This is a genomic window from Arthrobacter sp. Soil764, assembly GCF_001428075.1.
In the GTDB taxonomy this organism is placed as follows: Bacteria; Actinomycetota; Actinomycetes; order Actinomycetales; family Micrococcaceae; genus Arthrobacter.
Window position 1 is genome coordinate 253,938 of the sequence record NZ_LMSI01000012.1, and the last position, 20,721, is coordinate 274,658.

General features: G+C 67.3%; 21 protein-coding genes. 9 read left to right on the forward strand and 12 right to left on the reverse strand.

Annotated elements, in window-relative coordinates:
* Positions 1–117 precede the first annotated feature (117 nt).
* Together ASG86_RS08745 and ASG86_RS08750 are read right to left on the reverse strand one after the other, a co-directional pair.
* Complete coding sequence (locus ASG86_RS08745; protein ID WP_056332588.1) at positions 118–1,380, reverse strand: S8 family serine peptidase; 1,263 nt, start codon at positions 1,378–1,380, stop codon at positions 118–120.
* Between the two features lie 48 nt (positions 1,381–1,428).
* Positions 1,429–1,833 carry a GerMN domain-containing protein gene (locus ASG86_RS08750; RefSeq protein WP_056332591.1) on the reverse strand — a complete coding sequence of 135 codons (405 nt, stop codon included), beginning with the start codon at positions 1,831–1,833 and terminating at the stop codon, positions 1,429–1,431.
* Between the two features lie 16 nt (positions 1,834–1,849).
* Between ASG86_RS08750 and ASG86_RS08755 the strand changes: the two genes are divergently transcribed.
* On the forward strand, positions 1,850–2,155 hold the full coding sequence (locus ASG86_RS08755; RefSeq protein ID WP_056332594.1) for a hypothetical protein: 306 nt from the start codon (positions 1,850–1,852) through the stop codon (positions 2,153–2,155).
* A gap of 106 nt (positions 2,156–2,261) precedes the next feature.
* Here the strand turns inward: ASG86_RS08755 and ASG86_RS08760 are convergent, their stop codons facing one another.
* Positions 2,262–3,317 (reverse strand): 2,3-butanediol dehydrogenase, encoded by a 1,056-nt coding sequence (locus ASG86_RS08760; RefSeq protein WP_056332597.1) that lies wholly within the window; start codon positions 3,315–3,317, stop codon positions 2,262–2,264.
* Between the two features lie 24 nt (positions 3,318–3,341).
* A complete protein-coding gene (locus ASG86_RS08765; RefSeq protein WP_056332600.1) occupies positions 3,342–5,132 on the reverse strand; it encodes an NAD(P)/FAD-dependent oxidoreductase in 1,791 nt (596 codons plus the stop codon).
* 156 nt (positions 5,133–5,288) lie between these two features.
* Here ASG86_RS08765 and ASG86_RS08770 point away from each other — a divergent pair, with 156 nt between their 5' ends.
* On the forward strand, positions 5,289–6,593 hold the full coding sequence (locus ASG86_RS08770) for a GAF domain-containing protein (RefSeq protein WP_056332603.1): 1,305 nt from the start codon (positions 5,289–5,291) through the stop codon (positions 6,591–6,593).
* A 31-nt stretch (positions 6,594–6,624) separates the two neighbouring features.
* On the opposite strand, the gene ASG86_RS08775 is transcribed toward ASG86_RS08770, so the two are convergent.
* Positions 6,625–7,404, reverse strand: a complete 780-nt coding sequence (locus ASG86_RS08775) for an SDR family oxidoreductase (protein ID WP_056332607.1) — start codon at positions 7,402–7,404, stop codon at positions 6,625–6,627.
* Positions 7,405–7,590: 186 nt separating this feature from the next.
* On the opposite strand from ASG86_RS08775, the gene ASG86_RS08780 reads away from it, so the two are divergent.
* From ASG86_RS08780 to ASG86_RS08790, 3 genes are all read left to right on the forward strand, one after another.
* Complete coding sequence (locus ASG86_RS08780; protein ID WP_056332981.1) at positions 7,591–9,180, forward strand: alkaline phosphatase D family protein; 1,590 nt, start codon at positions 7,591–7,593, stop codon at positions 9,178–9,180.
* A gap of 232 nt (positions 9,181–9,412) precedes the next feature.
* Positions 9,413–10,138, forward strand: a complete 726-nt coding sequence (locus ASG86_RS08785) for a hemerythrin domain-containing protein (RefSeq protein ID WP_056332610.1) — start codon at positions 9,413–9,415, stop codon at positions 10,136–10,138.
* A gap of 93 nt (positions 10,139–10,231) precedes the next feature.
* On the forward strand, positions 10,232–11,014 hold the full coding sequence (locus tag ASG86_RS08790; RefSeq protein ID WP_056332614.1) for a GntR family transcriptional regulator: 783 nt from the start codon (positions 10,232–10,234) through the stop codon (positions 11,012–11,014).
* Between the two features lie 11 nt (positions 11,015–11,025).
* Here ASG86_RS08790 and ASG86_RS08795 read toward each other — a convergent pair whose 3' ends face one another.
* Positions 11,026–12,303, reverse strand: a complete 1,278-nt coding sequence (locus ASG86_RS08795) for a S8 family serine peptidase (protein ID WP_056332615.1) — start codon at positions 12,301–12,303, stop codon at positions 11,026–11,028.
* 224 nt (positions 12,304–12,527) lie between these two features.
* Here ASG86_RS08795 and ASG86_RS08800 point away from each other — a divergent pair, with 224 nt between their 5' ends.
* Positions 12,528–13,748, forward strand: a complete 1,221-nt coding sequence (locus ASG86_RS08800) for an MFS transporter (RefSeq protein WP_056332619.1) — start codon at positions 12,528–12,530, stop codon at positions 13,746–13,748.
* Between the two features lie 43 nt (positions 13,749–13,791).
* On the opposite strand, the gene ASG86_RS08805 is transcribed toward ASG86_RS08800, so the two are convergent.
* Together ASG86_RS08805 and ASG86_RS08810 are read right to left on the reverse strand one after the other, a co-directional pair.
* A complete protein-coding gene (locus ASG86_RS08805; protein ID WP_056332622.1) occupies positions 13,792–14,802 on the reverse strand; it encodes a nucleoside hydrolase in 1,011 nt (336 codons plus the stop codon).
* Positions 14,803–14,827: 25 nt separating this feature from the next.
* A complete protein-coding gene (locus tag ASG86_RS08810; RefSeq protein WP_056332626.1) occupies positions 14,828–16,270 on the reverse strand; it encodes an MFS transporter in 1,443 nt (480 codons plus the stop codon).
* Positions 16,271–16,428: 158 nt separating this feature from the next.
* Between ASG86_RS08810 and ASG86_RS08815 the strand changes: the two genes are divergently transcribed.
* Together ASG86_RS08815 and ASG86_RS08820 are read left to right on the forward strand one after the other, a co-directional pair.
* Positions 16,429–17,295 (forward strand): ribokinase, encoded by an 867-nt coding sequence (locus ASG86_RS08815; RefSeq protein ID WP_056332630.1) that lies wholly within the window; start codon positions 16,429–16,431, stop codon positions 17,293–17,295.
* The gene (locus ASG86_RS08820; RefSeq protein WP_056332634.1) at positions 17,292–17,786 is read left to right on the forward strand and encodes a GNAT family N-acetyltransferase; all 495 of its coding nucleotides are present in this window, start codon (positions 17,292–17,294) and stop codon (positions 17,784–17,786) included. The genes ASG86_RS08815 and ASG86_RS08820 overlap by 4 nt, the downstream gene beginning before the upstream one ends.
* Before the next feature lie 55 nt (positions 17,787–17,841).
* Here ASG86_RS08820 and ASG86_RS20980 read toward each other — a convergent pair whose 3' ends face one another.
* The 3 genes from ASG86_RS20980 to ASG86_RS08830 are packed head-to-tail and all read right to left on the reverse strand — an operon-like array spanning position 17,842 to position 18,726.
* Positions 17,842–18,102: a nuclear transport factor 2 family protein gene (locus ASG86_RS20980; protein ID WP_442854295.1), complete on the reverse strand. Its 261-nt coding sequence runs from the start codon at positions 18,100–18,102 to the stop codon at positions 17,842–17,844.
* Between the two features lie 6 nt (positions 18,103–18,108).
* Positions 18,109–18,267: a hypothetical protein gene (locus tag ASG86_RS20985; RefSeq protein ID WP_235565142.1), complete on the reverse strand. Its 159-nt coding sequence runs from the start codon at positions 18,265–18,267 to the stop codon at positions 18,109–18,111.
* Between the two features lie 12 nt (positions 18,268–18,279).
* The gene (locus ASG86_RS08830; RefSeq protein ID WP_056332637.1) at positions 18,280–18,726 is read right to left on the reverse strand and encodes a nuclear transport factor 2 family protein; all 447 of its coding nucleotides are present in this window, start codon (positions 18,724–18,726) and stop codon (positions 18,280–18,282) included.
* Positions 18,727–18,777: 51 nt separating this feature from the next.
* Between ASG86_RS08830 and ASG86_RS08835 the strand changes: the two genes are divergently transcribed.
* Positions 18,778–19,419 carry a helix-turn-helix domain-containing protein gene (locus tag ASG86_RS08835; RefSeq protein WP_056332640.1) on the forward strand — a complete coding sequence of 214 codons (642 nt, stop codon included), beginning with the start codon at positions 18,778–18,780 and terminating at the stop codon, positions 19,417–19,419.
* Positions 19,420–19,500: 81 nt separating this feature from the next.
* On the opposite strand, the gene ASG86_RS08840 is transcribed toward ASG86_RS08835, so the two are convergent.
* On the reverse strand, positions 19,501–20,454 hold the full coding sequence (locus ASG86_RS08840) for a hypothetical protein (protein WP_235565143.1): 954 nt from the start codon (positions 20,452–20,454) through the stop codon (positions 19,501–19,503).
* Between the last annotated feature and the right edge of the window lie 267 nt (positions 20,455–20,721).

A 20,721-nucleotide genomic window follows, 5' to 3' on the forward strand; every position in this document is an offset into this window, starting at 1 on the left:
CGGCCTGCGAAACGGGCAGCGGGCGGGAGTGCAGGGCGCGCTGCACAAATGTGCATGAAAGCGCGGCCACGCTCCGGCTCCGTGCAAGGCGCCAATAGGCGCCAATATGAGGCCGTTTTACTTCACGGCGTTCGCCGCGTTCACCCGACCGTACGCCCAGTAGGTGCCGGTCCCGGAGACCCTGTCAGCGGTGGATTCCACGTTGGCCCGCACCGAGGCGTTGGTGGCGGCGGGGTGGGAGCTCCAGGCGAGTGCGGCCGTGGCAGCCACGATGGCTGAGGACATGGAGCTGCCGTTGCCCACGTCGTAGCCTCTGGATCGGTTGTTCGGAACTTCAAGGGCAAAGGCGTGGTTGGGGAAGGTGGAGTAGACGTTGACGCCGGGTGCTGCCACGTCCACCCAGCTGGCTCCGAAAGTGGAGAAGGATGCCTTGAGGTCCTTGCTGTCCGTGGCCCCGACCGCGATGACGTTCGGGTAGGAACCGGGGTAGATCTTGGTCTGGTTTCCCCCGTTTCCGGCGGCCGCCACCAGCACCACTCCCTTGGTCCACGCGTTGTTGACGGCGGCCTCGAGCGTGCGCGACGCACGCACCCCAATGCTCATGTTGATCACCTTGGCGCCGTTGCTGACGGCCCAGTTGATGCCGTTGGCAACACTGGAGCTGGACCCCACCCCGCTGTCGTTCAGGACTTTCCCGGCAAGGATGGTGCAGCCCGGGCACACTCCTGCCACGCCTGCCGAGTTGTTGGCGGTGGCGGCAACGATGCCGGCCACATGGGTGCCGTGGCCGTAGTAGTCCTCCGCCACCGGGTCGCCGGCCTTGGTGGCGGCGTCACTGAAGTTGGCACGTGCCACCACTTTGGGGGCAATGTCAGGGTTGTCGCTGGCCACGCCCGAGTCCAGGACGGCCACCCTGATGCCGGAGCCTGTGGTGGTGTTCCAGGCTTCGACGGCGTCGACGTCCGCGTCCGCCGTGCCTGCGGGCACGGTGATGTCGCCGCGGGTGTTGGTGAAGGACTGGCCGGTGTTCTGCAGCGCGTACTGGCGGGGGAAGTATGGGTCACTGGTGGCCACTGTGGCAGGTTCGTCGGGCTCGGCGTACTCCACGGACGGGTTCCGGTTGAGCGCCTCGATCAGCCGGGCTTCCTGGCCGGAGGGCACCGGGACCAGCCGGGCGCCCGTGCCGCCCACGGCGGAGCCGGCCGAAAGACCGTACTGGTGGAGCACGCCGGGGGCTGCGCCGCCGTCGTACGTTTTGACCAGGATCTGTCCCGCCCCGGCGAGGGACGTGGACGGCGCCGCGCTGGCGGCGGGAGCCATGGTGAGTGACCCAAACGAGAGGACTGCCGCCGTGAGACCGGCGATGACGACTTTCTTCATGGGGTTATGGTGCTACGCGGCGGGCTGGCGTCGATAGGGGCAATGCCCCTATTTAAGGCTCAGCACTTCGTCGATGGGGCGGCCGTTGACGTACACCTGTGCACTCGTGGCCCCGGACGCCGTCATGGCTGTGTATTCCAGCTGCGCCTTGGCCCGGGGGACGTCGCAGACGCCGCCGAGCATGAACTGCCCGGAGAGCCAGATGGTGATGGTGCTGCCGGTCAGCTCGCCGCCCAGATACGTCAGGCTCGACTGGTAGAGGACATTGATGAGCCCGGACTGCCCTATGTCGCGGCTCTTGTTGGCCAGCAGGGTCCCGATGCTGGGGCCCACCTGGTCCGTGAACCGGACGGGGGCTGTGGTGGTGGCCACCAGGCTGTCGCCGCAGCCGATGGCGGGTCCGGAGACGCCATTGTCACCGACGGCCACATAGTAGATGGTCAGCGGGGCCACCTGCTCGGGAAGTCCGGTGGGCGTGGGTTCCTCCGTGGGCGGCGGGCTTGCAGGAGTGGACGACGGCGGCGTGGCGGCCGGGGTGGTGGGCGCCACTGAGCTGCCCGGCGTCGTGGTGGGGTTCGCCGACGCAGTAGGAGTCGCCGTCGCGCTTGGGCTGGCGCTGCTGGGGGACGCGCTGCTGGCAGTCGGGCTCGGGGCGGCGGAACTTGTGGAGGGGGCCGGGCTGGGCTGGCCGAAGCAGCCGGTGAGGACCAGCAGGCCGCTGAGTCCAAGAATGCTGAATGCCGAAAGCCTGGGCCTGTTCATGGTGCCCCCTTGAAGACAGGTCCCGCCGTTGCGGGGCCCGTCTTCAAGCTACGCCTGAGGGTTAGTCCAGAACAGGGACTAAAGTCCGGGCGCGGCGCGGGAACACTCCAGCCCCGGCCCTACGGGTGCACCAGCACCTTCACTGCGGTGTCCTTGTGGTTGATCAGGGTGTCGAAGCCCTGCTCCACCAGGTCCTCCAGCGCGATGCGGCCGGTGATGAAGGGTTTGAGGTCCACCTTGCCCTCCTGCACCATTTTGATGACGGCCGGGTGGTCGCGGACGTACGCGATGGTGCCGCGCAGGTCGATCTCCTTCAGCACCAGCTTCTGCATATCCACGGTGGCGGGCGCGCCCCAGATGGACACGTTCACCACCACGGCACCGGGCCTGACGGCGTCGAGCATGGTGTCCAGGACGGCGTTCACGCCCGCGCATTCGAACGCGACGTCGGCCCCCGCCCCGCCGGTGAGTTCCCGTACCCGCGTGGGAACGTCCTCCTTGCTGGGGTCCAGGACGTGGTCCGCCACACCGCTGGAGGTGGCTTTCTCCTTGCGGGCCTGGGTGAGTTCGCTGATGATCGTGGTCACCCCCATGCCCTTGAGGACGGCCGCGGTGAGCAGCCCGATGGGGCCCGAGCCGCCCACCAGCGCCGTGTCGCCGGCCTTCACGCCGCTGCGCGCCACCGCGTGGTGCGCCACGGACAGCGGCTCGATCAGCGCCGCCTCATCCAGCGGAATGTCGCCGATGGGGTGCACCCAGCGGGCGTCCACCACGATCTTCTCGCTCAGCCCTCCCCCGCCCCCGGAGAGCCCGATAAAGCCCATTTGCCGGCACAGGTGGTAGCTGCCGGCCTGGCACATGTCGCAGTCGCCGTCCACAAAATAGGGTTCGACGACGACGTTGTCACCAACTTCCAGCCCGTCCACGCCTTCGCCGACTTCAGAGACGGTCCCGGAGAATTCGTGCCCCAGGGTCACCGGGGATTCCTCGTGCGAGAGCGGGTGCGGATGGCCCGGTGCCGGGCAGAAGATGGGCCCTTCCAGGTACTCGTGCAGGTCCGTGCCGCAGATGCCGCACCACGCGACGTCGATCTTCACCGCCCCCGCCCGCAGCTCCGGCTCCGGGATGTCCTCGATCCGGATGTCCTTGCGGGCGTGGAAACGTGCTGCCTTCATGATTCCTCCATGCTGTGAACGCTGCTAACGGGTGTGGTGGCTGGGCTGCAGTTCGTAGACGGGTGTTTCGAGTCCTTCCATCCGGGCCTTCAGCTGCAGCGCCAAATAAGACGAGTAGTGCCGGCTCTGGTGCAGGTTGCCGCCGTGGATCCAGAGCTGCGGCACGTTGGTTGGCTTCCACATATTGCGCAGCTCCCCCTCCCAGGGACCAGGGTCTTTTGGCGTGTCTGACCCGTATCCCCAGCACTTGCCCACGCGGTCCGCGATCTCGGGAGACACCAGGTCCGCCAGCCAGCCGTTCATGGAACCGTAGCCGGTGGCATAGACAATGAGGTCCGCCTCCAGCTCAGTGCCGTCCGCCATGACCACGGCATTGCCCGTGATCTTGGAAACCTGGCCTGACTTCAGCTTCACCCGTCCGTCGATGATCAGCTGGGAAGCGCCGACGTCGATGTAGTAGCCGGAGCCGCGCCGCAGGTACTTCACGAACAGGCCGGACCCGTCCACACCGAAGTCCAGGTCGAACCCCGCGGCCTCCAGCTGCGAGTAGAACTCCGCGTCCCGCTCGGCCATCTGCTGGTACACGGGCACCTGCGCCTCAGGCAGGATGCGCATGGGCAGCGACGCGAACAGCAGGTCCGCCTTCTCCGTGGTCACCCCGGCAGCCAAAGCCCGCTCCGAGTACAAGTCCCCCAGCGCCAGGTCCATCAGCGATTCGCTGCGGGCGATGTGCGTAGAGGAGCGCTGGATCATGGTGACGTCGGCGCCGTGCTCCCAGAGGTCCGCGCAGATATCGTGCGCGGAGTTGTTGGAGCCGATCACCACGGCCTTCTTGCCCGTCCAGTCCCCGCCGCCGGGATGCTGCGAGGAGTGCCGCTGCTCGCCCAGGAAGCTCTCGGCACCGTCGAACTTAGGGATGTTCGGGTAGCCGGAGACGCCCAGGGCGAAGACGAGCTGCTTGGGCCGGAGGGTCACCGGTTCGCCGTTGCGAAGGACGTTGACCGCCCATTCCTGCGTGCCGTCGTCGTACGCTGCCCCCACGCACTCGGTGCCGGACCAGTAGTTCAGCTCCATGATGCGGGTGTAGTGCTCCAGCCAGTCGCCGATCTTGTCCTTGGCGGCGAAGACGGGCCAGTCGTCCGGGAACTTGAGGTAGGGCAGGTGGTCGTACCAGACGGGGTCGTGCAGGTGCAGGGACTTGTAGCGGTTGCGCCAGGAGTCGCCGGGGTTCTGATTCTTTTCGATGATGATGGTGGGCACGCCCAGCCGCTTGAGCCGCGCCGCCAGGCCGATGCCGCCCTGCCCGCCGCCGATGATCACGCAGTAAGGCTGCTCCTCGTAGCCCAGCCTGGCTTCCTGCTCCTCCTTGAGCTCCTTCCAGGAGCGGCGGCCGCGGACGATCTCGTGCGCCACGCCCTGCTCGCGGCGCGGGCCCTTCTTCTCCTCGAAGCCCTTGAGCTCCTGCATGGTGGTCAGCAGCGTCCAGCATTTGCCGTTCCGCAGCCGGAGGTGGCCGTAGCCGCGGGCTGCTCCTGTCTCGAACGTGATCCACGCTTCCACCGCCTCGGCGTCCCCGGTGGCGTCCTCCGCAAGCGCCCAGCTGGATGGCTGCACCCGGTCCAAGGTGGCCTCCAGCATGTGCCGGATGTCCGCCTTGCCTTCGAGGGTTTTGAGGTTCCAGGTGAACGCCACGAAGTCACGCCAGTAGCTTTCGTCCTCGAAGAGCTCCAGCGCTGCCTCCACGTCGCGCCGCTGCAGCGCATCATCCAGGCCGGCAAGCCAAGCCTGGGCGGCAGCGGTGGGTGTTTGGGTCATCTCCACTCCTTTGTGTGCTGTTCTGCTGATCCATGGGCCCCGCCTTAAGCCCTGCGATATGCTGGGGCGGGCGTGAGCTGCATCACTAGTGGAACCCCGCGGGGGTAACAACGGCGTTACACGGACCGGCAAGGACGCCGGCTGTGAGGAGGAACAGTGGACCAGGGCCTGCGGTTTTCGGACCCGGCACGGTATGCGCGGACGTTACGGCGCGCGCATGAGCTGGTTATTTCCGGTGTGCCGCGGCCCGAGATCCCCACCAGCCTGGTGGATTCCTGGCACCGCTCCATGGCCCTGGGCATCAGCCCCGACCAGCACAGCCCGCGGCACCTGCACGAGCCGTCCGAGGTGCTGGAGCTGCGGCGGGACCACCGGCTGCAGCAGGTGATGCCGGCCCTGCACGATCTCCTGGCCGACGATTCCCGTTCCGGCCGCCACCTGCTGGTGCTCACCGATGCCAGCGGCGAGATCCTGTGGCGCGTGGGCAGCCCGGCGGTCCTCCGGCGGGCCGACCAGCTGGAATTCCTGGAGGGCGCGGACTGGTCCGAGGCCGGAATCGGCACCAACGCTATCAGCGAGGCCCTGGTCACCGGCGGCCCCGTGCAGCTGTTCTCCGCCGAGCACCTAGTCCGGACCCACCACGACTGGGCCTGCACAGCCGCGCCCATCACGGATCCCACCACGGGACGGCTGCTGGGCGTGCTGGACGTCTCCGGGCCGCTGGACACTATCAGCGCGGACACCCTGAGGATGGTGCGCTGCGCCGTCCGGGTGGCGGAGGCTTTGCTGGGAACGTCCGACGCCGGCACCTCCTTCGGTGCCCCGGCTTCCAAGGGCGGGTCCCGGCGTCCTGCGCATGCTGTTGGCGGGCAGAATGTTGCCGGGCAGGGTGCTGTTGTGGAGTCGCTGGAACTGCTCGGCGACAAGCCTGCGGCGGTGTTTGCCGATGGCGTCCGTTCACCGCTGACCCTGCGCCGGGCCGAGATCCTGGCGCTGCTGGACTCCCGGTCCCAAGGCTGGTCCGCCGAGGAGCTGGCTTATGAGCTGCATGGCGACGCCGGCACGCCGCAGGCCATCCGCACCGAGATGTTCAGGGTGCGGTCGATGCTGGGCGGGGCGGTGGAATCGAACCCGTACCGGCTCGCAGCAGGCCTGGCCGGGGCTTCCGATTCGGGGCGGGTGCTGCGGCTGCTGCGCGAGGGCCTGGTCGCGGAGGCGCTGGAAGCGTATCGGGCTCCCCTGCTCAGCAGGTCCGGCGCGCTGGCCGTTCAGCTGCTGCGGGACCAGCTGGATCTGGCCGTGGGATCGGCCGTGCGGGTCAGCGGGGATCCCGGACTTCTGGTCCGCTGGCTCTCCACCGACATGGGCGCTGCTGATTCGCTGGCCGTGGAAGCGTTGGGCCGGCTCGTGGGCCGGGCTGATTCACGGTACTTGGCCTTCCGCGCGTCCTCCGGCGCCTGAGCCTGCCATGTGGTTGCGCCTGGCCAGCCGCTCACCAGACCGAATCGCCGCGCAGCACAACGTCGCTGCCGCCGTCGACATAGACGATCTGCCCGCACAGGTGCGTGTTCTCCAGGCTGTTGAGCCACGCCAGCAGACGGGCCACGACGATGGGTTCGGCGATGCCGTTCAGCGGCATGGGAACTACTTTCAGGAGTCCCTCCCGCTCCTGTTCGGTGTCAATGAGGTCGGCCGTCATGGGGGTGGCGATGACGCCGGGCGACACCGCATTCAATGGGATCCCGGCCCCTGCCCACTCGGGGCCGGCGGCCTGGCGGCGGACCCACCGTGACAGTGCAAGCTTCGTGGAAGAGTAGATGAGGCCACCGGTAGCCGGTTCCTTGGCCAGGACCTCGGCGCGGGCCATCGCCGCCTGTTCGTCCCCGGCGGTGAGCAGGGCAACGAGTTCCTCATCGCTGGCCATCAGGGCTGCCATCGAGGAGACCACGACGGCCCGCGGCGCGTCCGAGCCGGCGAGCAGGGGGCGGAGTTTTTCGAGCGTGGCAACAGCTCCGAAGAAGTTCACCGCAACGGTGGCGGGTCCCGGGACGGCAAGGCCGGCCACGGCGTAGATGGCGTCGATCCTGCCGCCGCTGACCTTCCGCACCGCATCCACCAAGGCGCCGCGTCCTTCTGCCGCAGAGAGGTCGGCCACCACCTCCGCGTCATGGATGTCCACGCCGATGACACGCTCGCCGCGCTCCTCGAGCAGTTCCTTCGTGGCCCTGCCAATGCCGGAGGCCGAACCGGTGATGACTGAGATGCGGGGCATGGCGTCTTCTTTCCCTGGCTGGATGGACTTGGATTCACTCTGCGCGCCAGTCCCGAAGCTAGCCAGAGGCCAAAGGCCTGCGCTGGACGCGCCTTCGGGCCCAATCGACAGCTCTTGTCACGCCGTTAACCGTCCATTCATATCCTCCTCAAAACCTGTCCAACAGCCGGAAATAGCGTGGGCGCCATGGACAACATCTCCCGCAGAACCCTCATCTCCGCCGGCCTCGGAGCCGGCATCGTCGCCGCACTGCCGAGTGCCGCCGTCGCCGTTTCCACCGCCGACGACGCCGGCCTCCGCACCGATCCCTTCATGCTCGGCATCGCGTCGGGCGAGCCGTGGCCGGACGGCTTCGTCCTCTGGACCCGCCTGGCCCTGAACCCGGTGGCGGAGGACGGGCTGGGCGGGATGCCGTCACGCCCCGTGGCTGTGCAGTGGGAGGTGGCCGAGGACTCCACCATGCGCACCGTAGTAGCCCGCGGCGTCGAGCACGCCCGGATTGAAACCGCGCACTCCGTCCACGTGGAACTGCGCGGCCTGAAGCCGGGCCGCGAGTACTTCTACCGGTTCCGCACGGGCAAGTACATCAGCCCGGTGGGACGCACCCTCACCAGCCCCGCGCCGCACGAGACGCCGGCCGCGCTGGCCATGGCATTCGCCAGCTGCGCGCAGTACGAGCACGGCTACTTCACCGCCTACCGGCGCCTGGCGGAGGACCACCCGGACCTGGTGCTGCACCTGGGCGACTACCTCTACGAATACAAGAAGGACAGCTACGTGATCGGCGGCGGCAACCCGCGGGACCACGAGGGTCCCGAGACCGTCACGCTGGAGACCTACCGGCAACGGCACGCGCAGTACAAGGCCGACGCCGACCTGCAGGCAGCGCACGCAATTGCACCGTGGGCGGTGGTCTGGGATGACCACGAGGTGGACAACAACTGGGCGGACGACGTTCCGGAGAACAGCGACGCCGGGCAGCTGAACGACAGCGTGGAGCACTTCCGGCAGCGCCGGGCGGCCGCGTTCCAGGCGTACTACGAGAACATGCCGCTGCGCCCGTCGTCGCTGCCTGCCGGGCCGGACATGAAGATCTACCGGCGGATCCAGTGGGGCCAGCTGGCCAACTTCCACATGATGGACACGCGGCAGTACCGCGACGACCAGCTGGCCGGCGACGGATGGAAAAAGAACGTGGCCGAGCGGCTCGCCGAGGACCGGACCATCACGGGTGCCGAGCAGGAGAAGTGGCTGCTGGACGGATTCCGGAACTCCACGCAGCGGTGGGACATCCTGGGCCAGCAGGTCTTCTTCGCGGAGCGCGACCGGAACAAGGCGCCGGAGATCGACGACGTCTCCATGGACGGCTGGGACGGGTACGCGGCCTCCCGCCGCCGCATCACCCAGGGCTGGATCGACGCGAAGGTGCGCAACGCCGTCGTCCTCACCGGTGATGTGCACCGGCACTGGGCCAACGACGTTAAGGTGGACTACAGGGATCCCGCCGCCCCGGTGGTGGGCTCGGAACTGGTGTGCACGTCCATCACCTCCACCGGCAACGGCACGGGCTCCACCACGGACGCCACCATGGCCTGGAACCCGCACCTGAAGTTCTACAACGACAACCGCGGCTATGTGAACACCCGCATCACCAGGGACGCGCTGACCGCAGACTTCCGGGTGCTGGACCACGTCACGACGCCGGGCGCACCGGTGGCCACCAAGGCCTCCTTCGAGATCCGGGACGGCGTACCGGGGCTGCAGGCGCGGGCCTGACCCTTCCGCGAGACGCGTTTGCGTGACTTTTGAGCCATCGGCTGGCGGTGGCCCCGCCCTGGCACCAGTTCACGCGCCTTCGACTGGCATAAGTCACGCAAACGCGTACGCGGCTGGCCTCCGGGTCCCGCCGTCGACCTTTCTCCCGGCCATTGTGCGCCTCAGGGCCCGGGGCTACGATGCTGGCGGGGAGAGGTCCTGTGTCTCACTGCTCGACGACAGGGGCCAGGACATGACCGACTTCTTCACCATGCAGCCCGGCGAGACTGCTCCTCCACTGCCGGCAGGGCCCGTCCTGTGCGGCGGAACCGCGGGTATGCGGCGCATCCACCGCTTCTTCCTGTGGGCTTACGGGGAAGCGCCGGGGCTGGTGCGCTCTGCTGCGGCAGGTGATACGGCCCGTGCCGCCTACGTCGGGGAAGTGCTGGGGAACTTCGACAAGGTCCTGCACATCCACCACGAAGGCGAAGACCTGCTGATGTACCCGCAGTTGAAGGAACGTGCGCCGGCTTGCGCCCTGCACATAGGGCAAATGCTCGAACAGCACCGGCAGGTCACCTCCAGGCTCGGGGCGATTGAACCGGTCCGGCTGCGCTGGATGCGCACGGCGGATGAGGAGTCCGGCGCAGAACTTGCTGCCCGCTATGAGGATCTGGCCGCTGTGCTGAACGTACATCTGCGCCGCGAGGTCACCGAGATGATGCCGGTAGCGGACAGGGCAATGTCCGAAAAAGAGATGCAGGAAACCGGCCAGCACGGGATCAAGCAGTTGGACAAGAAGTTTCTGGTGGGTTACCTCGGGATGGTGCTGGCCACCAATCCGCCGGCGGACCGCAAGGAGCTGTTCAGCGAGATCCCTCCCCCGGTCCGGCTGGCCTACCGGCTGGTGGGGCGGCGGATGTACCGGAAACAGTACGCCACACTGTTCCCGGGACGCCCGATTCTCGAAACGCTGTAGGGAATGCATTAGACAAGGCTTGTCCAACACACGCGTGCAACGTGTTCTAGGCTGGAATCCACCCGAGACGCCAACAATAGAGCGAGGCATAACGTGCACCAGGACGCCGCCCGGTTCCTGTCCCAGCCGGTGGCCGCCCAGCCGGGCTCGCCATTGCGGGTGGCCGTGTACTCCCGGATCGCCGAAGCCATCCGCAACGGCCTCCTGACCCCCGGCTCCATGATCCCCACGGAGACCGAACTCGGTGCCGACATGAAGGTCAGCCGCACCGTGGTCCGTGAGGCGCTCATGCTCCTGGAGGAAGACGGACTTATCCGGGCGCGCCGCGGCGTGGGCCGGTTCGTTTCGGACACGCTTCCCCGCATCGGCATCGAAAGGATCCGCCCCTTCGAGGAGGTCCTCGGCGGCCCCGGGCAGACGGTGGAGGTCAAGCGCACCCAGGTGGTGCGGCAGGCCGCCTCCGAGTTCGTGGCCCCCGGCATCGGCATCGAGCCCGGCACCGACTGCTGGCTGTGGGAATCGGTCCTGATCCGCGACGGTGAGGCCATCGCCCACCTGCAGGAAAACGTCACCGCCCAGCCGGTCAGCATAGGCAAAGGCCCTGCCGCGCCCCTTGAGATCAAGGACGACGGCGGCGACACCTTGCTTGCCACGCTCAACAACCAGCTGGGCAGGCTGGCCGGTCCGGGCGAGTGCCAGATCAGCCTCAGCCAGGTGGGCCCCAGCCGCGCGAAGCTGCTGGACCTGCGCCCGTCGGACCCGGTCCTGGTGCTGACACAGTTCGTCAGGCACTCCAACCGGCCGTTCTACCTGGCCAAGTGCCTGGTGTCGGCGCGCGCCGGGCACCTGTCGGTGATGCAGTCCCTGCAGTCGTAGCCAAGGCTGCGCTACTTGGTGCAGCCCACCGCCTTGCAGGCGTCCACCCGGCCGTACTTCCAGTAGGTTCCCGTACCTTTGATCGGGTTGGCGGTGGCTTCGATCTTTTTGCGAACCTCAATGTTGGACGTCCCGGCCGCCGTGTTCCACACCAATGCCGCAGTCGCGGCGACGATTGGTGAAGCCATCGAAGTGCCGGTCTCGATGTCGTAGCCCATGGACCGGCCGTTCTGGCCGCCCAAGGTGAACGGGTAGGTGGGGAAAGTCGAGTAGACGCCCACGCCCGGCGCGGCAACATCCACCCACTTTCCGTACGTGGAAAACGACGCCTTCATGTCGTTGTTGTCCGTGGCGGCAACGGCAATGACATTCGGGTAGGCACCCGGATAGACCTGGGCCTGGGTACCGCCGTTGCCGGCAGCGGCAACAATCACCACGCCCGCATTCCAGGCGTTGTTGACAGCGGCTTCGAGGGTCCGTGATGAGACGCGGCGTCCGAGGCTCATGTTGATCACCTGGGCGCCCTTGCTGACGGCCCAGTTGATGCCGTTGGCAATGCCGGAGCTGGAGCCGGATCCGCTGTCGTTGAGCACCTTGGCGTCCAGGATGGCGCAGTCCGGGCACACGCCGGCAACGCCAATGGTGTTGTCCCGGGCGGCGGCCACGATGCCGGCCACGTGGGTTCCATGTCCGTACCTGTCGTAGTCCTCATCCACAACGATGGCGGTGTCGCTGAAGTTGGCCCGTTCAACAACCCTGGACGAGATGTCCGGGTGGTTGATGGCCACGCCTGAGTCGATGATGGCAACCCGCGTGTCGCCGCCGGTGGTTACGGTCCAGGCTTCGACGGCATCCACGTCGGCGTTATCGGTGCCCGCGGCCACGGTTTTGGTGCCAGCGGTGTTCGTGAATGCCTGGCCTACGTTGTGCAGGGCGTATTGGCGGGGGAAGTACTCATCATCTGAGGTAGCCGTTGCGAGTTCGTCCGGTTCGGCGTACTCCACCGCGGGATTGTGGCTCAGTGCCTCAACGAGGTGGAGCTCCTTGCCGGCCGGCACTGTGATGAGATGGGCGCCAGTGCTGCCGACGGCCGGGCCTTCACGAAGGCCGTGCTGGCCGAGGACACCGGAGGCCGCGGCGTTGTCGCGGAACTTGACCAGGATCTGTCCGGACACGAAAGACGAAGATGCGAGCGGGGATGTGGCGGCAGCGTTGCCTGGCACAGCGGCCGTGAGGGCGCCGAGCGCCATCACGGCCGATGCGAGACCTGCCAGAACTGTTCTTTTCATGCCGCTTATCATGCGCCCACGTGTAACAGCGGGGTAGAAGGGAAATCCACAATTTTTTCGGCGGTCAAGCGATTGAGGCCTTGTTCGACATACGAACCGCAGTGCGCTAAGTGAACTTTAGCGCTATCCTTCATAAGCAGAACGTATGCCGTGGGTCACGCCCGCAAGTGGTGCAGCTCTCGGCCGGCGTGTTCTTACCTTTATCCCTGATCAATGAGGATTACATGACGACTTCTCCCTCCATGCGCGTATCACGCTGGCCTGTCTGGCTCTGCTGGCTGGCGATGGTTTTGGACGGCTTTGACCTGGTGGTGCTCGGCACTGTCATTCCCACCCTTATCAAGACCGGCGAGCTTGGCTTTGACGCAGTCGGCGCTACTTTGGTGGCCACCATCTCCCTGGTCGGCGTCGGCCTGGGCGCACTGTTCATCGCCCCGCTCTCGGATCGCTTCGGGCGTCGGAAACTGCTGGCCGCCTGCGTGCTCTGGTTCTCGATTTTCACCATCGCGGTGGTTTGGGCGCCCAATGTCGCAGTGTTCGGCGCCTTCCGGCTCCTGGCCGGGCTGGGGCTGGGGGCCTGCCTTCCGGCTGCTCTCGCCTACATGAATGACTATTCGCCGGCGGGGTCTGCAGGGAAGTCCACCACCCGCACTATGACCGGGTACCACGTGGGGGCGGTCGCAACGGCTTTCCTCGCGTTGTTGGTCATTCCCGACTGGCGAATCATGTTCGTCGTCGGTGGTGCTGCCGGGCTCATCCTCCTGCCCTTCCTGTGGTTCAAGCTGCCGGAAACCCTGCAGGCTGGTCCGACAGCGAAGACAGTTAAACAAACGGGTTTCCGGGATCTGGTGAAGAAGCCCTACCCCTTGGTCGCCGCGGCGATCGCCGCCGCCTCATTCATGGGGCTACTGCTGGTCTATGGCCTGAACACCTGGCTCCCCCAGCTCATGGCATCCGCTGGATATCCCGTGAGCGCAGGCCTTTCCCTGCTCCTGGTGTTGAATCTCGGCGCCGTCGCCGGCCTCATCATCGCCGGCATCCTGGCCGACAGGCATGGCACCAAACCCATCGTGCTGCTTTGGTTTGGCCTCTCCGCCGTCTGCCTTGCCCTTCTGAGCATCAAGGTTGATAACGCGGTCCTGCTCAACGCCCTCGTATTCGTCACCGGAGTGTTTGTATTCAGCGCCCAAGTGCTGGTTTACGCCTGGGTGAGCCAGCTGTTCCCGGCCCGCCTGCGTGCCACCGCCCTCGGTTTCGCTGCCGGGGTGGGCCGCGTGGGGGCCATCGCCGGACCTGCAGTAACGGGCGGGCTGGTCGCAGCTGGAGTCGCCTACCCCTGGGGGTTCTACGTGTTTGCGGCAGCCGGCGCTCTTGCAGTGCTGGCCCTGGTGACCGTCCCGCACGCCATCGCCAACACTCAGGCTGAGGTGGAACACGTGAGCTGAACGGTGTTGCCCGGCTCGTCCGTGCTGACAGGCCGGGCTTTCGCTAGACGGCGGTGCCCGCTTCGGCGAGCACCGCCGTCGTGCTTTCCGCGCCCGCATGGTGGTCCAGCAGCGTCTCCACCAGGTGCGGGGCGAAGTCCTCTTCCAGCGTGAGCACCACCCGGCAGCGGGCGCCCCGAACGGGCGGGTAGCCGGCGTACAGTCCGCGCATGTCGCAGATGGTCTGCCCGCGGCCCGGCCCGTCGGAAGTGTCGACGGCGGCGCGCACCACCGGCGCGACGGCGGGCGTCACGGCACCCACCGCGAGCGCCGCGGCCAGGGGGTCGTGCATGGCGGAGCAGGGCCGGCCGTAAATTCCCTCGTAAAAGCGGAAGTAGTAGCCCAGCATCTCCCCGAGCGCCCGCGGCACCGGCGCAGAAGAAGCCAGCAAAGCCTGCCGGTGGTCCTCCTCCAGCACCGACGCCATGGTCACGTCCAGCGGCACCAGGGTCACGTCCCAGTCCGCGGCCAGCACCAGGGCGGCGGCCTCGGGATCGTTGTGGATGTTGGCCTCCGCCACCGGCGTGATGTTGCCCGGCGCCAGGGCCGCCCCGCCCATCACGGTGACGGTGTCCACCAGCGACGGCAGTGCCGGTTCCAGCCGCAGCGCCTCGGCGATGTTGGTCAGCGGCCCGATGGCCACCACGCGCAGTGTCCCCGGGTACAGCCGGGCCAGCCGCACCAGTATCTCCGCCGCGGACTCCCCGGCCAGTGACGCCTCAGCCGGGGCCAGGTACACCTCGCCGATCCCGTTCTCCCCGTGCACCCACGGCGCCCCGCCGCCGAAGGACCCGGCCAGCGGGTGGTGCGCCCCCAGCGCCACGGGAATGTGCGCGGAGCCGGCCAGTTCCAGCAGGTCCAGGGTGTTGCGGGCGCCGACGGCGGCACTGACGTTGCCGCTGACAGTCCCGATACCCTTCACGTCCGCGGCGGGGGCGGCCAGCAGGTAGGCCAGGGCGAGGGCGTCGTCGATCCCGGTGTCGCAGTCCAGGTAGATCGGGAAGGGCGTGGTCATGGCGGTTCTCCTACAGTAAAAGGGGTTAGAGGGTCTCGCCCTTGGGGGCGGCGACGAAGAGGCTGACGATGAACGCGGCGGCCGTGATGCCCACGGAAATCCAGAGGGCGGTGGCGTACCCGGCGGCGGTGGCCTGGGCGGCGAAGGGCGCCACCAGGACGACGCCGAGGCTCGCCCCGATGCCAAAGGACGCACCGTTGATGCCGGGCAGGGCGGCCGGGGCTTCCTTGGGTGAGAGCAGCACCGAGAGCCCGTTGATGGCGGTGAGGAACAGGCCGTTGTAGAAGATGCCCAGGGCCGCGACGGCGATCAGGACGGCAAGCTGGCTGGTGGAGAACATGGCGGCTGCGATGGCGCAGGCCAGGCTCATGCCGGTGCCAACGCGGAGGGTCTTGATCCAGCCGCGGCGGTCGGCCAGCCAGCCGGCCAGCGGTGCGGCAAAGACGCCAATGAGCGCGGCGGGCGTGAGGAACAGCAGCGCCGAGACGGAGGCGGAAAGCCCGAAGCCGCCGTCGTGGTCCTGGCTGAGCAGCACCACGGTGAAGTTGATGATGGCGAAGATGCCGGCGAGGGTGAGGACGGTGGTGGTGATGACCGGCCATACCTGGCGGGAGCGGAGGTGGTGCACGGCGATGAGTGGGTGGCTGCGCCGCTTCTCGATCAGCCAGAAGGCGGCGAAGGAGGCGATGGTGCCGGCCAGCAGGGCCAGGGCGGTGGGCGAGGTCCAGCCGGCGGCGGATCCGTCGGAGACGAAGTAGGTGATGAACACCAGGAACAGCGAGAGGGAGCCGGCGCCCCACCAGTCCATGGCGCCGCGGACCCCCTGCGGGCGGCCGGCGGGAACGATGCGGAGGATGCAGGCCGCGGAAATCACGGTCAGGGCCAGGACGACGACGAAGATGGACCGGAAGCCCAGGGTCTCGGCCAGGAGCCCGCCCACCCAGCCGTCCACTCCCCCGATGCCGCCGTTGATGGCGGCGATGATGCCCACGGAAGTGCCGAACACCTTGGCCTGAAGGTTCTCGCTGAGGACGATGTAGGCGAGCGCGAAGACGGCGCTGGAGACGCCCTGCAGGAACCGGCCGGCGATGAGCAGTTCCAGCGTGGGTGCCGTGATGCAGAGGATAGTGCCGGCGCCCATGATGCCCAGGACCATCAGCAGCGCGGCGCGGCGGCCAATGAAGTCGCTCCAGCGGCCGATCACGGGGCCGGCGATGGCGCCGGCCAGGAAGAACATGGACTGGACGGGGGCGGTGCTTTCGGCGCCGCGGCCGAAGTCGGCGGCGATCTGCGGCAGGGCCGGGGTGACCATGCTGGCGTTGAGCTGGAAGGACAGCACGCCCAGCAGCAGCGTGGAGATCAGCAGGGCGGCGCGGCGGCCGGAGAGCTTGGCGGCGTCGTCAGGGAGGACGACGGCGGCAGCGGCTTGGGCGGGAGGCGCGGCCGTGGCGGGGGTTGGGGCGTTCACATCAAACTCCTTTGTTCGAACGGGGTGGGGATCGAATCCGGTCTTCGTGCCTTGATTCGAGTTGTTATACAACCATGTATGACTCACAAGTACAACCATGGGCTACACTTTTTCTTAATCCGGCCGCTTCCGGCCCTCCCCCTTCAGAGAGTCTTCCCATGAGCAATCGACTTCCTGCCGTCACCGTGGTGGGCAGCATAAACCTGGACCTGATCGCCACCGCAGGGCGGCTTCCCACCGCCGGCGAAACCATTGGCGGCGGCCTTCTTTCCCGGCAGCCTGGCGGAAAGGGTGCCAACCAGGCGGCGGCCGCCGCCCGGCTGGGCGGCGGGGTCCGCATGATCGGAGCGGTGGGCGACGACGCGCACGGCCAGGGAATGCTGGACGCGCTGGCTTCGGCCGGCGTGGATACTGCAGACGTTGCTGTGCTGCCGGAGGCCACGGGGACGGCGCTGATTGTGGTGGATGCCGGGGGCGAAAACCAGATTGTGGTGTGCCCGGGCGCCAACTCCCACCTCGCACTCGACGGGGTGGAGTTCTCTGCCGATGAGACCGTGCTGTGCCAGCTGGAGGTGGGCCTGCCCGTGGTGCTGGAGGCGGCCCGGAAGGCGCAGGGCTATTTTGTGCTGAACGCGGCGCCGGCCATGGACCTGCCGGCGGAACTTCTGGAGCGTTGCGACCTGGTGATCGTCAACGAGAGCGAGTACGCCCTGATCCCGGCCCTGGCCTCAGCCAAGTTCGTGGCCGTGACTTACGGCGGCGATGGTTCCGCCATCTTTGAGCACGGCCGGAAGGTGGCGGAGGTGCCGGCGCCCGCCGTCAGCGTGGTGAACACCATCGGCGCCGGCGATGCCTTCTGCTCCGCCCTGGTCCTGGCCCTGCGGACGGGGCTGGACAACGCTGCCGCACTTGCTGTTGCGAACGCGGTGGGTGCCGCCGCCGTCAGCGATCCTTCCTCCCAGCCCGCGTTGGCACAGCTGGGCCACTATGTGGAGCGGACTGCCCCCGCCCTGGACGCCCGGTGAGTGTGGCACTGCGGCGTGCGGCGCCGTCGGACTTTCCCGAGGTCCGGCGCATCACCCGTGACGCTTACCTGCGGGCGGGGCACTTCGCCGCCGGCCATCCCTACATGAGCGTGCTGGAGGACGTGGAGCACCGCGCCGCCCGGGCGGAGGTGTGGGTTGCGGAGGCCGCCGGGAAGGTGGTGGCGGCGGTGACGCTGACGTTCGCCGGCCAGCCGTACAGCGAGATCGCCCTGGACGGGGAGCTGGAGTTCCGGATGCTGGCGGTGGATCCGGAACACCAGGGTGCCGGCGTGGGGCGGGCCGTGGTGCGCGCGATTATGGAGCACGCGCGGCAGCTGCCCGGCATCGGGGCGATCAGCATCACCAGCGCCACGTTCATGGAGCGGGCGCATGCGCTGTACCGGTCCCTGGGGTTCCGCCGCGCGCCGGAGCGGGACTGGTACGTGCCGGGCGAGGACGTGCTGCTGTGGGTGTTCCGGCTGGAGCTTTGAGTTTGGGCATTTTTCGAAACCGTGACCGCATTGCTCCGGACCACCTTCCCCGCGGTCAGGGCGTGCGGCCCCGGCGACCTTGATCTGCCAGGAGATCAGAGTGCCGGTGGATAATCCGCCAGACGCCCCCTTTGTTGCGATAGACGTGCGTTGTGCGCATCGTGTAGACGGCGGGGATGCCATCAACCACGGCGCTGCTGTGCTCAAATCCGGCCGTGTAGGCGAGGCTTCCGCTGGCACCCGCTGCCACGAGCTCGAACTCAGACCCGGTGGAGCCCGTGAACCGGCGGGCCTCCTGGCGGAACTTGGGTTCCAGGTCCGCCTAGCCCGCGCCGGAAATATGCGCGCCGAACAGCGTCACGGGGTTCCGGGGCGACCATAGGGCCAGGCGGGGCGCCACGTCACCCTTATGCAGCGCCAGCGTCATGTCCCGCTGCTTTGGCAGGATCTCAGCCAGGAAGGCTGCCGTCTCCTGTTGCATGGCCGCCCACCCTCAACCACTCACGCCCTTGGCGGCGTCAGGGAATGGGACAGCGGCCTCCCCCGGCGGGAAGTCCGCGTGACGGTGCACAATCCGCCATTCGCCGTCTTCCCGGCGGTAGACGTGGGTCACCCGCAACGTGTACTGCCGTGGTGTCCCCTCCACGGTTGTGGAGGTGTGCTCGTAGCCCACCGTGTAGGCGAGGTCGCCGCTTGCTCCGGCAGCGACGATTTCGAGGTCGAAGGAGTCCGCGTGGGAGAACCAGGAGGCCACGTTGTGGAACATCGGCTCCAGCTCGCCCCAGCCCGATCCGCTGAGCTGCGCGCCGAAGAGGGTTACGGGATCGTTCCGCGACCACAGCGCCAGGCGTGGAGCGGCGTCACCGTCGTGGATCGCACCGTCCGCGGCTCGCTGCTGGGGAATCATTTCGGCCAGGAAGGCATCCGTTTCAGTTGACATGACCAACTCCATTACAGTCAGACCGTTTTGAATACAGTTATAATGCATCCAATGGAACGGAAGATCAAGAGGCAGTACGATTCCCGCCGCCGCCAGGAGCAGGCTGCAGAAACACGGCGGAGCATCATCGCGGCGGCGAACGAACTCTTCATTGCCCAGGGGTACGGCCAGACCACCATTAAGCAGGTGGCCGAGCGCGCGGGAGTCTCTGCCGAGACCGTGTACGCCACCTTCCGCAGCAAAGCTGGGCTGCTGAGGCACGTTTGGTATGTGGACTTTCGGGGTGACGATGCGGACGTGACCCTGTATGACCGCGAGGAGATGCAGTCAATCCTGGCCGAGCCGGACCTGCCGAACAGGATCCGCCGGCACGCTGTGTTCGTCACGGCGAGCAACCGCCGCATCTTTCCGCTCCTCGACGCCCTTGCCGGAGCCGCTGCGAGCGAGCCCGACGCGGCCGCGATGCTGGCCGAGTGGGCGGACCGGCGGCTGGACGTTGCCACCCGCTACGCCCACGCCGCGGCCGCCACCGGCCAGCTCGGCGTCAGCGAAGAGGAATGCAGGGACGTGCTGTACGCGACCATGGACGGCACCCTGTGGGCCCAGCTCGTGGGCCAGCGCGGCTGGAGCGACGAGAGGTTCTCGGACTGGCTCGCCGCAACCTGGATCGGTGCTCTCGTCGGGACGACGTAGCGGACCGGGCTTCAGCCGATGACGCTCCCAAGCCGTGTCCGCCGTCGTCCTTGTCAATGCTGTGGCAGGGATTGCGTTGGGCTATGGCGCGGAGCGTTTGCCCGTGTCCGTGCTGGATCCCGTGGTGGGAACGAAGTTCCAGTCGAAGGAGCCGTCGCCGTGCAGCGTCAGCCGGAGGAACCCGCGGGTGTCGCTGAACCGCTTGGCGATGTACTTCGGCTTGCTGGTGAACGGGCGGAGATCGATTCCTCCGGTGGAAACCTGGAACGCCGTCATCCCGTCATCGACGCATTTGTCCGCGTTGTTCACCGGGCAGGACCGCTCGTAGTTGTGCTGCGACCCGGACAGGGTCAGCCGGACCCGGTACTTCCACATCACGTCGATCCACGGTTTCTGGTAATCAGCGCGCCCGTGTTCCTCGGTATCGGAGGTGAAGTACGGCTCGTGGTAGACCACCGCAAGGTGCTTGCCCGCCTTCTGGGCGGCGGCGAGGTCCTTATCCAGCCACTTGGTGGCATCCGAAGCCTTCTTTTCGTCGTACCGCCACAGCGCAGACGACAGGAACGCGAAGTGCCAGTTCCCGAAGTCCTTGGAGTACGGTTCCCCGTTCGGGATAAACCCGCGCTCCTGGTTGATCGCAGCTTTCTCCGTAGAGCCTTTGCATTGGCCGTTCATGAACTTCGCCAGGTCTTCGTTGCGGCCGGGCTCCCAGTCATGGTTGGGGGCGGACACCCAGTACAGCTTGGGCATGGTGCCGCCCCACAGCTTCGCCCACGTGTTCACGTAGTTGTCGCAGTAGCCGGTCTCGTACTGGAAGTCCCCCAGCCCCAGGAACGCGTCAATCTCGTTGTCCTCCACGAGTTTGGCGATCACGGTGGCATTCCTGCCGGCCGGGGTTTCGGGGTCAACGTTGTCGGCGGGGTTCATGTCGCCCACTGCGGCGATATGCACATCGGGAGCGGGAGGCGGCTCCGGCGGTTTCGGCGTGCAGGCAGTGGCAAGGAGCACCAGCAGGGCAGCGGCAACTGCGGCCACGCGCCGGAAGGGTTTTTCACGAGGGAGTGCCGGCCGCATCCCATATCCCCTTTCAGCAGCAGAACCGCAGGTCGGCGTACGTGGAACAGTCACGCACGCCGGCACCTTGATCCTCCTTACGGGCCGGACCGGCTGTCAAGGGCGGGGCGCTGTGAATCCTGAAGGAGGGGGGCTTAGGGAGTGGGGAGGCCGGCAGTGGTTACGGCTGGATGAACAATGTCGGAGCCGTCGCCTAGAGTAAATTGCGACGACGTGACGCACCGAACA

What these genes read in the sequence shown, in the direction of transcription:
- ASG86_RS20985 (WP_235565142.1), bottom strand. Translation starts at nt 18,267, where the DNA reads ATGCAACAGGAGACGGCAGCCTTCCTGGCTGAGATCCTGCCAAAGCAG.
- ASG86_RS08760 (WP_056332597.1), bottom strand. Translation starts at nt 3,317, where the DNA reads ATGAAGGCAGCACGTTTCCACGCCCGCAAGGACATCCGGATCGAGGAC.
- ASG86_RS08785 (WP_056332610.1), top strand. Translation starts at nt 9,413, where the DNA reads ATGACCGACTTCTTCACCATGCAGCCCGGCGAGACTGCTCCTCCACTG.
- ASG86_RS08835 (WP_056332640.1), top strand. Translation starts at nt 18,778, where the DNA reads ATGGAACGGAAGATCAAGAGGCAGTACGATTCCCGCCGCCGCCAGGAG.
- ASG86_RS08745 (WP_056332588.1), bottom strand. Translation starts at nt 1,380, where the DNA reads ATGAAGAAAGTCGTCATCGCCGGTCTCACGGCGGCAGTCCTCTCGTTT.
- ASG86_RS08830 (WP_056332637.1), bottom strand. Translation starts at nt 18,726, where the DNA reads ATGTCAACTGAAACGGATGCCTTCCTGGCCGAAATGATTCCCCAGCAG.
- ASG86_RS08780 (WP_056332981.1), top strand. Translation starts at nt 7,591, where the DNA reads ATGGACAACATCTCCCGCAGAACCCTCATCTCCGCCGGCCTCGGAGCC.
- ASG86_RS08805 (WP_056332622.1), bottom strand. Translation starts at nt 14,802, where the DNA reads ATGACCACGCCCTTCCCGATCTACCTGGACTGCGACACCGGGATCGAC.
- ASG86_RS08800 (WP_056332619.1), top strand. Translation starts at nt 12,528, where the DNA reads ATGACGACTTCTCCCTCCATGCGCGTATCACGCTGGCCTGTCTGGCTC.
- ASG86_RS08765 (WP_056332600.1), bottom strand. Translation starts at nt 5,132, where the DNA reads ATGACCCAAACACCCACCGCTGCCGCCCAGGCTTGGCTTGCCGGCCTG.
- ASG86_RS08775 (WP_056332607.1), bottom strand. Translation starts at nt 7,404, where the DNA reads ATGCCCCGCATCTCAGTCATCACCGGTTCGGCCTCCGGCATTGGCAGG.
- ASG86_RS08795 (WP_056332615.1), bottom strand. Translation starts at nt 12,303, where the DNA reads ATGAAAAGAACAGTTCTGGCAGGTCTCGCATCGGCCGTGATGGCGCTC.
- ASG86_RS08815 (WP_056332630.1), top strand. Translation starts at nt 16,429, where the DNA reads ATGAGCAATCGACTTCCTGCCGTCACCGTGGTGGGCAGCATAAACCTG.